The following is a 13,037-nucleotide window of genomic DNA, read 5'->3' on the forward strand; positions in this document are numbered from 1 at the left end:
GCGTTATTCCAGAACGACCAGCGTATCGCCCATGTCAACGCTCTGTTCTTCCTCGACGGCAATCTCGGTGACGGTGCCGCCGCGGGAGGCCACGATATCGTTCTCCATCTTCATCGCCTCGAGGACGACTAGCACGTCTCCCGCTGCGACCTCGTCGCCCTCCTCGACGGCAACATCCAGAATCGTCCCCTGCATTTCAGCGTCGACGGTCTCGCCGTCGCCGGCGATCTCGTCGTCACCGCCGCTGTCGCCGCCAGCCGGCTGTGGCGGGCCGGACGCGCCGCTTGCTTCGATGTCACCGACCGGAACCGCCGGCGCGCCGTGCTCCTCGAGTTCGACCTCGAAGCGCTTGCCGTTGACCTCGACGGTGAACTCGCGTTCGACGGATTCCTCGTCGTCGCTGGCACCGCTGCCGGTGTCGCCGCCCCACTGCTCCTGGGCCTCCTCGATCCGACTCTCGTCGAGTTCGTCGTCGAGGTACTTCGTCGTGTGCGTGCTCGCGACGAACTCCTCGTCGGTCAGCATCAGCCGGTGGAACGGGATAATCGTCGGAATCCCCTCGATCTCATACTCACTCAGGGCACGCAGCGAGCGGTCGATACACTCATCGCGGTCCTCGCCCCAGACGATCAGCTTTGCAATCATCGAGTCGTAATCGGTGACGAGCTCGTCACCCTGCCGGAGCGCGTCGTCCATTCGGACGCCGACGCCGCCCGGTGGATCGTACGTCTCGAGTGTGCCGCCGGTCGCGGGGGCGAAGTCCTCGGCCGCGTTCTCGGCGTTGATTCGGAACTCCATCGCGTGGCCGTCGATGTCGACCGCCTCCTGTGCGAAGTCGACTTCCTCGCCCGCCGCGATCTGAATCTGGCGTTTGACGATGTCGATGCCCGTGATTTCCTCGGTGACCGTGTGCTCGACCTGGATTCGCGTGTTGACCTCGAGGAAGTAGAAGTTCGCATCGGGACCGAGGGGCTCGTCGGGGCCGCGTCCGGATTCTTCCTCGACGAGGAACTCGACGGTGCCGGCGTTGGTGTAGTCCGCAGCGGCGACCCCGCGGCGGGCGGCCTCGCCGATCTCCTCGCGCAGCTCGTCGGAGAGGGCTGCGGATGGGCCTTCCTCGATGACCTTCTGGTGGCGGCGCTGGAGCGAACAGTCGCGCTCACCGAGGTGGCGGACGTTGCCGTGTTCGTCCGCGAGAATCTGGATCTCGATGTGGCGGGGCTGTTCGAGGTAGCGCTCCAGATAGACAGAGTCGTTGTCGAAGTAGGCCTCGCCCTCGCGCTTTGCGCTCTCGAGTTGGTCTTCGATCTCGCTTTCGTCCCCGACAACCTTCATCCCGCGGCCACCGCCGCCACCTTCGGCCTTGATGGCGATCGGGTAGCCGTGTTCTTCTCCGAAGGCCGCGACCTCCTCGGGGTCGGTGACGGGGTCCGTGGTTCCGGGAACGATCGGTACCGCCGCCTCGTCCATGATCTGGCGGGCCTTCGTCTTCTCGCCGAGCGATTCCATGGCGTCGCTGGACGGGCCGATCCAGGTGATCCCCTCGGCTGCCTCGACCTTGCTCGCGAACTCCGCGTTCTCCGCGAGGAAACCGTAGCCGGGGTGGATCGCGTCGGCGTCTGCTTTCTGTGCAGCCTCGATGACGGCCTCGTGATCGAGATACGAATCCGCCGCGCGAGCGGGACCGACGTTGTACGCCTCGTCGGCGTACCGGACGTGTCCCGAGTCCTTGTCAGCCTCAGAGTAGATCGCAACAGTCCCGACGTTCAACTCCTCGCACGCCCGCATCACGCGAACGGCGATCTCGCCGCGGTTCGCCACGAGAACCTTCCTGAACATTCCTGTGGGAACGGTTGCGGGGGCACTACCTTACTTTTTCGCAACGAGGCGAGAATCAGTTCGCCGTCGCCGAAATGCGCGTGAAGATGTGTGTGTGTGTGTCGCGGGCAGCCGTACTCAGAACCGATCCGTCCGACCCGCTGCCGTCCACGCATCCGTCGGTGCCGACTTCGGAACGCGAACGTCGTCGCCCTGCTGGGCCCGTACACGGCCCGCGAACGACCAGCGCTTGCCATCCCACGTCTCCTCGGTCTGGGCCGCCGCTGCAGCGGCTGCTCGCGCCTGATCGTGGAGGTGTGCCCCGATTGCAGCGACGATGGCCGCCGCCTCCTCGTCGTCCGCATCGGCAGGTAACTCGAGTTCGACGCCGGACGGAAGGGAGCCGTCGTTCGCTGACGGTGACGGGGTACCGGTTTCGGACGAGCCGTCCTCCGCCGGGGCCTGTGCGACGGCGTCGCCCGTTTCGGCGTCGGAGTGCTGTGCGGTCATGCTAGAGCGGAATGTTGCCGTGTTTCTTGTCCGGGTTCTGTTCGCGCTTGGTTTCGAGCATCTCGAGGTCGGCGATCAGTCGCGGACGGGTTTCGGTTGGGACGATCACGTCGTCGAGGAAGCCCTTGTCCGTCGCGGTGTAGGGGTTCGCGAACTCCTCGCGGTACTCGTCGATGAGTTCCTCGCGGAGTTCGTCGGGGTTCTCAGCCTCGGCGAGTTCCTCGCGGTAGAGGATGTTGACTGCACCCTTCGGCCCCATGACGGCGATTTCGGCAGTCGGCCAGGCGTAGTTGACGTCCGCGCCGAGGTTCTTCGAGGCCATGACACAGTAGGCACCGCCGTATGCCTTCCGAGTGATCACCGTTAGGAGGGGAACGGTGGCTTCCGCGTACGCGTAGAGGAGTTTCGCGCCGTGGCGGATGATCCCGCGGTGTTCCTGTTCCGTTCCGGGCATGTAGCCGGGCACGTCGACGAAGGTGACGATCGGGATGTTGAACGAATCACAGAAGCGGACGAACCGCGATCCCTTCATCGAGGCGTCGACGGTGAGCGTGCCGGCGTTAACTCGTGGCTGATTCGCAACGAGGCCGACGGAGCGGCCGTCGAGACGGCCGAAGCCGACGACGATATTCTGCGCGAAGTTTTCGGCAACTTCGAAGAACGAGCCCTCGTCGACGACCGAGTCGATCACGTTCGTCATGTCGTAGGGCTTCTGCGGGTTGTCCGGCACGATCGAGGTCAGCGCGTCGTCACGTCGGTCCGGATCGTCCCACGGGTCGACCCGCGGCGGATCCTCGACGTTGTTCTGTGGGAGGTAGGACAGAAGCCGCTTGATATCGTCCAGTGCCTGTTCTTCCGACTCGCAGGCGAACTGGGCGACGCCGGTCTTGTCGGCGTGGGTCATCGCCCCACCGAGCTCCTCGTGGGTGACGTCCTCGCCGGTGACGGTCTTGGTGACCCCGGGTCCGGTGATGTACATATGGCTCGTGTCCTTCACCATGAAGATGAAGTCCGTAATTGCGGGCGAGTACACTGCACCGCCGGCACACGGCCCCATTGTCGCGGAAACCTGGGGAATGACACCGCTCGCTTCCTGATTCCGGCGGAAGATTTCGGTGTAGCCGGCGAGGCTCTTGACACCCTCCTGAATGCGAGCGCCGGCGGAGTCGTTGAGCCCGATGACGGGTGCACCGACCTCCATCGCCATGTCCATAACCTTACAGACCTTCTCGGCGAAAACCTCGCCGAGCGAGCCGCCGAAGACGGTGAAGTCGTGTGCGAAGACGAAGACGGTTCGGCCGTTTACCTCGCCGTAGCCGGTGACGACGCCGTCGCCCCGGATCTTCTTTTCGTCCATGCCGAACTGGCGAGTCTGGTGGGTCCGAAGCTGATCGAATTCGGTGAACGTCCCCTCGTCGAGGAAGTAGTCGATCCGCTCGCGAGCGGTCATCTTCCCTTTATCGTGTTGCTTCTCGATCCGTGCTTCGCCACCGCCGAGGCGTGCCTCCTCGCGCAACTCCTCGAGTTCGTCGATCCGCTCGTCCATCGTCATGCAGGAAACACCCCGCTCAGATTCATACGCCGTTGTGCGAGGACCAATAGGAAAAGGATTCCGTAACTCCATCACGATTAATAGACAATTCAGTGATGAATAAGGACAGCCACGGAAAGTTATATATAAGTCCTATTTAAACAGCGTAGTCATGGCACAACGTGAGACATGGGCAACGAGAACAGGGTTTATTCTCGCTGCCGTCGGTAGCGCAGTTGGCCTTGGTAACATCTGGCGATTCCCGTTCGTCACAGGCGAAGGCGGCGGTGCAGCGTTCTTACTGGTGTACCTGCTGTTCGTTGCACTGGTCGGATTCCCCGCAATCCTGGCCGAGTTCGTCGTCGGCCGTCACACTGATCGGAATCCGGTCGGCGCACTCAGGGCATACGGTGGCGACGCCTGGAAGTACGTCGGTGGCATCTTCATCGCAACCGGTTTCATCATCCTCTCGTACTACAGCGTCATCGGTGGCTGGTTCATCCGGTACGCAATCGAGGGCCTCCGCGGTGACTACGCCAGCCACATCGCAGCCTACGAGGGCGATCCGGAGATCATGTTCGGCGCGCTGTCGACCGGACTCGACGCCTTCATCCTGCACACCGTCTTCATGGCGATTACGGTCGGCATCGTCGCCCTCGGTATCCGCCGGGGTATCGAACTCGCCGTGAAGGTGATGGTCCCCGCGATCATCCTCCTGCTAGTCGGTCTCGCCATCTGGGCGTTCACCCTCCCCGAAGCAACCGGTGGCTACGAGTACTACCTCTCGCCCGACTTCAGCGTCATCGCCGCAAACTGGACCGAACTCCTGCCGGCCGCCGCCGGACAGGCGTTCTTCACACTCTCGCTCGGGATGGGTGTGATGATCACCTACGCATCCTACCTGGGCGAGGACCGAAACCTCGCAAAGGACGGCACTGCAATCATTGGCTTCGACACCGGGATCGCGTTCCTCACCGGTCTCGTCGTCTTCCCCATCATGTGGGCGGGTGACCTGACCGAACCAGGCTCTGGTGGCCCCGGCGAAATCTTCGTCGCGATGACCCAGGCGTTCGCCGATATCGATGGCGGCCAGTTCCTCGGCCTCATCTTCTTCGCGACGGTCGCAATCGCAGCCATCTCGAGTGCAATCTCGCTGCTCGAGGTCGTCACCTCCTACGCGATTGACGAGATTGGCGTCGATCGGTGGAAGGCAGCAGTCGGAATGGGTGGCCTCATCTACCTCCTTGGTGTGCCGGTCACCTTCGACCTGATCTTCCTCGACCTCCTCGACTACTTCGCCGACGCAATCCTGCTCGTCTTCGGCGCGCTCGTGCTGACGATTCTCGTCGGCTGGATCGCCCCGCAGGTTGCGGTCGACGAACTCGAGAAGGGGATTGGCGACCTCGGGACGCTCGGAGTCGTCTGGATCTGGGCACTTCGGATCCCGATCGTCATCGTACTGGTCGTCTCGCTGTACCTGGGTATCGTCGAGTACGTCGACTTCCTCACTGGAATGGAAGAGGGACAGCTCGGTTGGTGGATCGAAGAAAACCTGTAGCAGCGCAATAACAGTTCGCTGACGACTTTTTTGTTGACCGGTTGGATGACACTGCTCCAGGTGGCGGAGAGCACCGGCCGAGTCACGACCGCGTGAAACCACCCGCCGGCAGCGGAGACTCATCGTGTCGACCACCTAAACTCTTTTATATGATGGCTGTGATCATGTACCATGGTTCGGGAACTCAACCGAAGACGGGTGCTCAGTGGTATTGGTGCAGCAGGTATTGCAGGATTTGCCGGCTGTATCGGCGATGAAGAGGAAGTTACAGAGGGCGGGCCGGATGTGCTAAACATCATCGGCTACCCCGAGAGTGGTATTCAGATCTTCCGTGACTACTACTCGAACTTCGACGATGGGACCGACATTATCGTTCCGGACGGCCTCCAGGACGGCGATTTGCCGGGAGAGGTCGGCAACGACATGGACAACGTCCTCGGGACCGCACCGGCGTCGGAGGGGCCGAACGAGGCCGCCTTCGAGGAGATGTACGAGGACGAGTACGACTCCTCACCAGGGGTGTTCAACTCCCACACGTTCGACGCAGTCGCCGTCTGTATCCTCGCGAACATCGCCGCTGGCGACAACGACGGTGAGGCGATCCGCGACCAGATGCGCCGCGTCGCAAACCCCGGCGGCGACGAGTACGGACCCGGTGACCTACAGGAAGCCGCCGAGGCCGCTGCCGATGGCGAGGAAATCTCCTATCAGGGTGCCTCGAGCGGTGTCAACTTCGACGAGGTCGGCGACCCCGCGGACGCAGGGTATGACGTCTGGGAGTTCGAGGACGGCGGCACCGAGACGATCGATACGATTGCCTTCGAGGGCGACGACCCGGACGGCGAGATGGCAGACGACTCACCAGGTGGGACGGACCGCGAAGTGATGGTCGCGATGTTGCTGCCGGAGACGGGTGACCTCGGTGAACTCGGCAGTCCGATGATTCAGGCCGGCGAACTCGCAGCCGACCAGTTCGAGGGTACAGGCTTCGAAATCGACCTCGCAATCGAGGACACCGAAACCGACGAGGACGCGACGATCTCAAACGGTGGCGCACTCATCGACGCCGGTTACCCGGCCATCATCGGCGCCGCATCGTCCGGGAACTCCGTCCCGCTCGTCGGCGAAACCAGCAGCGCGAACGTCGTCCAGTGCTCACCCGCGAGTACGGCACTCTCGCTGTCGAACGTCGAAGACGACGGCTACTTCTTCCGGACCGCACCGAGTGACCTCCTGCAGGGACAGGTCATGGCCGAAGTGGCCGCCGACCGACTCGATGGCGAAACCGCTGCGACGCTGTACGTCAACAACGACTACGGCCAGCAGCTCTCGGAACAGTTCATCGACTCGTTCGTCGACGATCAGGGCGGTGAGGAACTCAACACGGTCTCGTTCGAAGCCGAACAGGGATCGTACACCGGCGAACTCGAGTCCGCGCTCGCCGAGTAGTCGATCGGTTGGGTAGCGTCGACACAGCGATTCATCACGCCGACCATTTTTGCAGCAGGGAACAGGGGAGGAGCAGGCGCGACGGACCGGTCGTCTGCGCCATACCGTACGTCACCTCAGTCACGTACATCACACCACAGCAGAGTCTCGTGCAAGCCACGCTACAACAACTGCTCACGCAAGTCACGCCACAGCAAACACTCACAAAAGCCACGCCACAGCAAAAAATCGATATCGTGCCGAGGTCGACGGCTCAGCCACCGAGGAACTGCTGGCGAACCTCCTCGTCGTGTAACAGTGCATCACCGTCGTCGACGTATCGGTTCTGTCCCTGCACGAGTACGTAGCCCCGATCACAGCGGCGAAGTGCTTCCTTCGCGTTCTGCTCGACGACGAGCACCGCCGTTCCGGCGTCGTTGATCGCGTCGACGTGATCGAACATCTCGTCAACCAAATCGGGAGCCAACCCGGCACTCGGTTCGTCGAGCAATAACAGATCCGGATCGAGCATGAGTGCGCGGCCCATCGCAACCATCTGCTGTTGCCCGCCGCTCATCGACCCCGCCTTCTGGTCACGGCGCTCGCGCAGAATCGGGAACTGATCGAAGACATCCTGCAGCGCCTCCTCGGGCACCTCATCGAGAATGTACGCCCCCATCTCGAGGTTCTCCTGTACCGTCAGCGACGGAAAGACGTTCTCCGTCTGGGGCACGTAGCCGATTCCCTTGTGAATGATCTCGTCCGGTGAGCGACCCGTGATGTCCTCGCCGCTGAACTCGACGGCACCGCCCATGTACGTCGTCAACCCGAAGACCGACTTCATCGCCGTCGACTTGCCGGCCCCGTTCGGGCCGACGATGACGACATACTCGTCTTGCTCGACTTCGAGATCCACGTCGCTCAGGATCTGCAGATCACCGTATCCCGCGTCAAGTCCATCGACGGAGAGCATCGCCATCAGACCTCACCTCCGAGGTAGGCCTCGATCACCTGCTCGTTCGACGTCACCTGTCCGGGCACGCCCTCCGCCAGCACCGATCCCTGGTGCATAACGATCACGTGCTCGCAGTGTTCCATGATCAGATCCATATCGTGTTCGACGATCAAGAACGTGTAGCCGTCCGCTCGCAACTCGTGGATGTGCTCGAGTAGCTTCTGTTCGAGCGTCGGATTAACCCCCGCAAACGGCTCGTCGAGAAGCAACATCTCCGGTTCGGTCATCAGCGCTCGCGCCAGCTCGAGGAGCTTTCGCTGGCCACCCGAGAGGTTGCCCGCCTTCTCCTCCGCAATGTGCTCGATCTCGAAGAATTCGAGCGTGTCCCAGACGCGCTCTAGGAGCTCGCGTTCCTGTGCTTCGACCTCGCGTCTGGCGAGAGGCATGACGGAGCGCCAGAGGGCCTCGCCCTGCTGGTGTTTCGCCGGGAGCATGAGATTCTCGAGGACGGTCATGTTCGCCATCTCGCGAGCGATCTGGAAGGTACGGACGAGACCGTAGTCGGCGCACTCGTAGGGGGCGATGCCGGTGATATCCTGCCCCTGAAACGCGACGGTGCCTTCGTCCGGCTGGTGGATGCCGGTGATGCAGTGGAACGTGGTCGACTTGCCGGCGCCGTTGGGGCCGATGAGGCCGGTAATCGAGCCGGATTCGACTTCGAAGGACGCGCCATCGACTGCGGTAATGCCGCCGAAGCGTTTGACGAGACCGTCGACGGCGAGTTCGATTTCGCCGGTGCGGTCGACTGCGGACGGTGCGACGGCGTCTGCGTCGGTGGGGGCGTCGGGTGACGTGTCTGCCGTGTCAGTTGCGGTGTCCGTTTCGGTCGACTGGACGTCGGTCGAGCTATCACTCATTGTGTCTCACCGTCGGTAGCTGAGTCATCGGGTTGATCGGTGCTGTCACTGCTAACACGAGAGTCACTATTCTCACTGGTGCCGGCCTGCGTCCCGGTTCCGTCAGCGTCGACACCACCGTCAGTCTGCTGGTCGGAGCCATCGTGCTGGTCGCGGGGTTGGCTGTGGGCGAATCCGCCACTGGAGCCGCTGCCACCGCTGCCATCGCCACCACTCCCGCCGCCAGCCGCGCTCGGGCGTGCCCCAAGCGGGATAGCGGCCGCTGTTTCCTCACGATGGCCAAGTAACCCGTCCGGCCGACGTTGCATCAGGAGAATCAACGCAACCCCCATGATGACGAACTGTAGCGTCAGGAACTCGGCGAAGGTGTACCGGACCAGCGGAACCGGATTCGCAGAGAGTAGCGGGCCGACAGCACCCGCAAACGTGTTCGGTGCGTCGCCGATTGCCACGAGGTGGTCGATCACTCGGCGGAGGTACTGTGGTCCCTCGAAGAGGACGGCCACGAACAGGCCCGAACCGAGGATGCTTCCGGTGTTTGATCCGGCACCGCCGATGATCAGCGCAATCCAGATGTAGAAGGTGACGTGCGGGCGGAACGCCTCGGGTGTCACTCCAGTTCGGCGGAATCGCCAGAGAATGCCGGCAAGTCCCATCAGCGCACAGCCGAGCACGAACACCTTGATTTTGAACATGTTCGTGTCCTTTCCGAGCGACTGGGCTGCCTCCTCGTCCTCGCGGATCGCTTTCAGCACGCGGCCGAACGGCGACCGGCTCGTCCGCTGGATGAGCCAGTAGATGCCGGCGAGTACGAGCACGAGCACGATGGAGTACGCGAGTGCGCGTGCCTGCGTCGGCCCGAAGCCAAACAGGCTGTTCGTCAGGTCGACGAACGAGGAGAAGATCTCCAGTTGGAAGATGACGTTCATCGGATCGTCGTAGTTCCGGATGAGTCCGCGTCCGCCACCAGTCCCGAGTTCTGCGCCGAGGATCGTAAACTGCTGGAGCGCGTCTGACGTGATTCCCAGACGGACGATCTCCGCGAACGCGATCGTCGTGATTGCGAAGTAGTCAGCGCGCAACCGCAACGCGGGCAGTGCGACGACGAGCCCGGCCAACCCGGCCGCGACAACGCCGCCGATGATTGCAATCGGCATCGGCAACCCGAGGCCGGCGTACTGGGCTGCTCCGCCCGGATCGGCCGGCTTTGCCAGTATCATGGTGACGTACAGCCCGATTGCCATGAAGCCGGCAACGCCGATGTTGAACAGGCCGGTGTACCCCCAGTGGAGGTTCAACGCGAGCGTCACCATTCCGTAGACCGCGATCAGGTACGTCATCCGCCGAAGTGTGTTGACGATCCCGTCGAGCGAGTAGCCGAGGATCAGTCCAATCAGGGCGTAGACGATGTAGATCGCGCCGATGACGGCGATGATCTTGACCGCGTCGTGTTCCCACAGCGATTCCAGTTGCGTGCGTCTCTCTGCGTTTGCTGTCGAACTCATGCTGTCGTCTTCCCTCCAAAGAGCCCGGATGGCCTGATCAGCAGGACCAGGATCATCATCAGGAACGCCGTGATGGTCGTAAAGTCACCGCCGGGGAGCCAGATCATCGACATGTGCATGCTGATACCGATGACGAGGCCGCCGACGATCGCACCGTAGATCGAGCCGATCCCGCCGAGGATCACCGCAGCGAAGATCAACAACAGGAGCAGCCAGCCGAACTGCCAGTCGATCGTCCCCGTCCACAGCACCATCAGATAGCCCGCACTGCCGGCGAGTCCGCCGCCGATCATCCAGGTCCAGCGGATCACGCGCTCGGTCGGAATCCCCGTCACGAGCGCCAGATCCTTGTTGTCGGACATCGCTCGCATCGCCTTCCCGAGTTTCGTCCGCTGGAGCATCAGGTGCACACCGAGCATCAACACCACGGCCGCCGCGATCAGCGTCCCGTCGTGGGCGTCGAGCGACACGTAGCCGTCGACGAGCAACAGGTCAGCCGAGGGCACGCTCGCCGTCGTCCCGCGGGACTGACTCGAGTAGACGAACGTGATGAGATATCGGAGCGCGAACGCGACACCGATACTGGTGATCAACAGCGGGATGCCGCCGGCCCCGCGCATCGGCTTGTACGCGAGGCGGTCGATCAACACTGCGAACAGCGCGGTGCCGACCCCGGCGAGCAAGAGCCCGGCGAAGATCGCGACCGGTGTCGAGGTGATCGAGATCCCCAGTTGTGGGCCGCCAAGGCCTCGCTGCGGGCCGACAAGCGCCAAGTGACCGAGGCTCGCCGCACCCCAGCCTGCGATGAGGTAGGTACCGCCCCAGCCGATGAACGCGCCCGCGGTGATGGTGTCACCGTGGGCGAAGTTCGCGAAGTTGAGGATGCTGTAGGTCATCGAAAGTCCGATACCTGCAAGCCCCATAATCAGTCCGTAGAGGACTCCTTCCGTCACGTATCTGCCGATGCGTGAGATGCTATACGAGCCGTCAAGGACGCCGAGGATGAGATCTCCCACCAGGAGTACGACACCGATGCCAACGGCGATCAGCAAAAGCTGCTCCGTTGACAGACTCCTTCCCCGTGTAACGACGTCATCTACAGTCGACATTCATACCCTCCGTTATGGCAGTGTTTCCCATGATACCATGATATATGTTATGGTGCACCATCCGACGCGTGCTATCAGTCGATGCTGTTAGGGTATTTAAATTTTGTATGTTCGGCTCGGCACAGAGATGGACAGAAATGCTCGCTGCGGGACGAAACACGAGCGCCGGACAGCGTATCCTTCCGGTACAATGCCGCCAACCGGATGCAGAGTTGCGGAGACACAGCGACGACGGACGAGACTACTCAGCTCCAAGGCCGTCCCCAATCGATAGGCGCGATCTTGTTCCTGTTCCTGTTCCAGGTCCTGATACTGGTCCTATCGTCGGTCCAAAACGCCGACCGGACCCGACCCCGATCCCAACCCCGCCTACGCGGCTTCCTCCGTTTCGTCAGCGAGTCGGACCGTTGCAACCTCGTCTCGATCACCAAGGACTCGAAAAACGAGCGTCGCGCCATCGTGGACGAACTGCAGGTCAATCGTCGTGACGTCCGCCGTGAATGCGGTCTCTGCCTCGGAGATATCCTGCGACGACGGTTCGAAATCGTACTCGGCGGCGGCAACACGCGTGGACGCAACGATCGCTTCGTCCTCGTCGTAGACCGTCGCGTCGAGTCCACGCTCCTCGCCGTCCATCTCGGTGACCGCAAGCCTGTATGTCTGGAGTGGCATAGTCAGCCTTCGCCAAATCGGCTGATGGGACTGGGGCCTGCGCACGCATGCGCTGTCGCTGCCGTCCCGTCACAGTCGTCACACAGCGTCGTACGGCCCGAGTCGTGTCCCATCGAGCAGATACGCCTCACCGTCGACGACACCATCAGGCAGGAACGGCGACAGAAACGACTGGCCCGCACTGTTCACCCAGGTCCCCCCGACTAGCTCGTTGAACGCCGGCACCACGATCAGTTGCGGCGCTTCAGCATCGTCATCCGTCACCCACACTGGCAACGCGTCACGATCGAGTCCCGGATGCTCTCGAAACACCGCCGGATCTGCCCGCCCACGCAACCAGACTCGCTCGACGCGACTCCCGCCAACCTCGTCCTCAACGCGCACGCACGGATGTTCATGTCCGAGACAGAGCACATCGGACTCGAGTACCTCCCGTGCTGGCCAGGTGTGGCCGTGGCAGACGCCGACCGAGCCGTCACCGAGTGCGATTCCGTCGCCGGGGACAATAGTGAGTGAGGTCGGCGACGGTGTCGGTTCCGGTACCGGTGCCGGTGCTGCCGACGCATCCGCATCTCCACCCAGCCACGTCTCGATCGCCCCATCGTGATTCCCCTTGACCACCGTCACGTCCAGTGACTGCAGTGGCTCGGATTCGAAGAGGTACTCGAGCTCACCGCGTTCTGCACCGCCGGGGTCGCCGATGGAGTGCATGAGGTCGCCGAGAACGACGAGGTGGTCGGGGCTGGTGCGTTCGATGAGGGAGAAGAGGCGCTCGCGACGCTCGGCGGCGTTGCTTGGGACGTCGACGCCGCGTTCGTAGCGGAGACCGGCCTCGTAGCCGGCGTGGTAGTCCGCGATGAAGAGGGCGCGTTCGGGTGTCTGCGGCGGCTCTGACTGGTCCCCGTATCCGCGGTCGAGCGTCGCAATCGCGGCGGGTTCGCCGGGCACTGGTTCGACGTGTGGGCCGGTGGAGGTGCCGGAACCAGAATCGGAACCGGGACCGGGACCGGAGCGGGGAGCAGGCATCGGAGTCG

11 protein-coding genes are annotated in these 13,037 nt (G+C 62.7%); 2 read left to right on the plus strand and 9 right to left on the minus strand.

The features are described from left to right. Nucleotides 1-3 precede the first annotated feature (3 nt). The 3 genes from BBD46_RS12695 to BBD46_RS12705 form a co-directional block, all read right to left on the minus strand. Nucleotides 4-1,839 (minus strand): acetyl-CoA carboxylase biotin carboxylase subunit, encoded by a 1,836-nt coding sequence (locus BBD46_RS12695; RefSeq protein WP_071402056.1) that lies wholly within the window; start codon nucleotides 1,837-1,839, stop codon nucleotides 4-6. A gap of 117 nt (nucleotides 1,840-1,956) precedes the next feature. Further along, the gene (locus BBD46_RS12700; RefSeq protein WP_071402057.1) at nucleotides 1,957-2,328 is read right to left on the minus strand and encodes a hypothetical protein; all 372 of its coding nucleotides are present in this window, start codon (nucleotides 2,326-2,328) and stop codon (nucleotides 1,957-1,959) included. Between the two features lies 1 nt (nucleotide 2,329). Beyond that, entirely contained in the window at nucleotides 2,330-3,874 is a 1,545-nt protein-coding gene (locus BBD46_RS12705) for an acyl-CoA carboxylase subunit beta (protein WP_071402201.1), read from the minus strand. Nucleotides 3,875-4,031: 157 nt separating this feature from the next. On the opposite strand from BBD46_RS12705, the gene BBD46_RS12710 reads away from it, so the two are divergent. Both BBD46_RS12710 and BBD46_RS12715 read left to right on the plus strand, forming a co-directional pair. Further along, nucleotides 4,032-5,417: a sodium-dependent transporter gene (locus tag BBD46_RS12710; RefSeq protein WP_071402058.1), complete on the plus strand. Its 1,386-nt coding sequence runs from the start codon at nucleotides 4,032-4,034 to the stop codon at nucleotides 5,415-5,417. A gap of 171 nt (nucleotides 5,418-5,588) precedes the next feature. Beyond that, on the plus strand, nucleotides 5,589-6,866 hold the full coding sequence (locus BBD46_RS12715) for an ABC transporter substrate-binding protein (protein WP_071402059.1): 1,278 nt from the start codon (nucleotides 5,589-5,591) through the stop codon (nucleotides 6,864-6,866). A 253-nt stretch (nucleotides 6,867-7,119) separates the two neighbouring features. Here BBD46_RS12715 and BBD46_RS12720 read toward each other — a convergent pair whose 3' ends face one another. From BBD46_RS12720 to BBD46_RS12745, 6 genes are all read right to left on the minus strand, one after another. Further along, entirely contained in the window at nucleotides 7,120-7,824 is a 705-nt protein-coding gene (locus BBD46_RS12720) for an ABC transporter ATP-binding protein (RefSeq protein WP_071402060.1), read from the minus strand. Beyond that, nucleotides 7,824-8,717 carry an ABC transporter ATP-binding protein gene (locus BBD46_RS12725; RefSeq protein WP_071402061.1) on the minus strand — a complete coding sequence of 298 codons (894 nt, stop codon included), beginning with the start codon at nucleotides 8,715-8,717 and terminating at the stop codon, nucleotides 7,824-7,826. The genes BBD46_RS12720 and BBD46_RS12725 overlap by 1 nt, the downstream gene beginning before the upstream one ends. Further along, complete coding sequence (locus BBD46_RS12730; RefSeq protein WP_071402062.1) at nucleotides 8,714-10,222, minus strand: branched-chain amino acid ABC transporter permease; 1,509 nt, start codon at nucleotides 10,220-10,222, stop codon at nucleotides 8,714-8,716. The genes BBD46_RS12725 and BBD46_RS12730 overlap by 4 nt, the downstream gene beginning before the upstream one ends. Then, complete coding sequence (locus BBD46_RS12735) at nucleotides 10,219-11,331, minus strand: branched-chain amino acid ABC transporter permease (protein WP_071402063.1); 1,113 nt, start codon at nucleotides 11,329-11,331, stop codon at nucleotides 10,219-10,221. The genes BBD46_RS12730 and BBD46_RS12735 overlap by 4 nt, the downstream gene beginning before the upstream one ends. A gap of 369 nt (nucleotides 11,332-11,700) precedes the next feature. Next, the gene (locus BBD46_RS12740; RefSeq protein ID WP_071402064.1) at nucleotides 11,701-12,003 is read right to left on the minus strand and encodes a hypothetical protein; all 303 of its coding nucleotides are present in this window, start codon (nucleotides 12,001-12,003) and stop codon (nucleotides 11,701-11,703) included. A gap of 78 nt (nucleotides 12,004-12,081) precedes the next feature. Further along, on the minus strand, nucleotides 12,082-13,029 hold the full coding sequence (locus tag BBD46_RS12745) for a metallophosphoesterase (RefSeq protein ID WP_071402065.1): 948 nt from the start codon (nucleotides 13,027-13,029) through the stop codon (nucleotides 12,082-12,084). Nucleotides 13,030-13,037: the final 8 nt, after the last annotated feature.

The organism is Natrialba sp. SSL1 (genome assembly GCF_001861355.1).
In the GTDB taxonomy this organism is placed as follows: domain Archaea; phylum Halobacteriota; class Halobacteria; order Halobacteriales; family Natrialbaceae; genus Natrialba.

Coding starts and splice junctions, on each gene's coding strand:
- BBD46_RS12695 (WP_071402056.1), bottom strand. CDS start 1,839: ATGTTCAGGAAGGTTCTCGTGGCGAACCGCGGCGAGATCGCCGTTCGC.
- BBD46_RS12700 (WP_071402057.1), bottom strand. CDS start 2,328: ATGACCGCACAGCACTCCGACGCCGAAACGGGCGACGCCGTCGCACAG.
- BBD46_RS12705 (WP_071402201.1), bottom strand. CDS start 3,874: ATGGACGAGCGGATCGACGAACTCGAGGAGTTGCGCGAGGAGGCACGC.
- BBD46_RS12710 (WP_071402058.1), top strand. CDS start 4,032: ATGGCACAACGTGAGACATGGGCAACGAGAACAGGGTTTATTCTCGCT.
- BBD46_RS12715 (WP_071402059.1), top strand. CDS start 5,589: ATGGTTCGGGAACTCAACCGAAGACGGGTGCTCAGTGGTATTGGTGCA.
- BBD46_RS12720 (WP_071402060.1), bottom strand. CDS start 7,824: ATGGCGATGCTCTCCGTCGATGGACTTGACGCGGGATACGGTGATCTG.
- BBD46_RS12725 (WP_071402061.1), bottom strand. CDS start 8,717: ATGAGTGATAGCTCGACCGACGTCCAGTCGACCGAAACGGACACCGCA.
- BBD46_RS12730 (WP_071402062.1), bottom strand. CDS start 10,222: ATGAGTTCGACAGCAAACGCAGAGAGACGCACGCAACTGGAATCGCTG.
- BBD46_RS12735 (WP_071402063.1), bottom strand. CDS start 11,331: ATGTCGACTGTAGATGACGTCGTTACACGGGGAAGGAGTCTGTCAACG.
- BBD46_RS12740 (WP_071402064.1), bottom strand. CDS start 12,003: ATGCCACTCCAGACATACAGGCTTGCGGTCACCGAGATGGACGGCGAG.
- BBD46_RS12745 (WP_071402065.1), bottom strand. CDS start 13,029: ATGCCTGCTCCCCGCTCCGGTCCCGGTCCCGGTTCCGATTCTGGTTCC.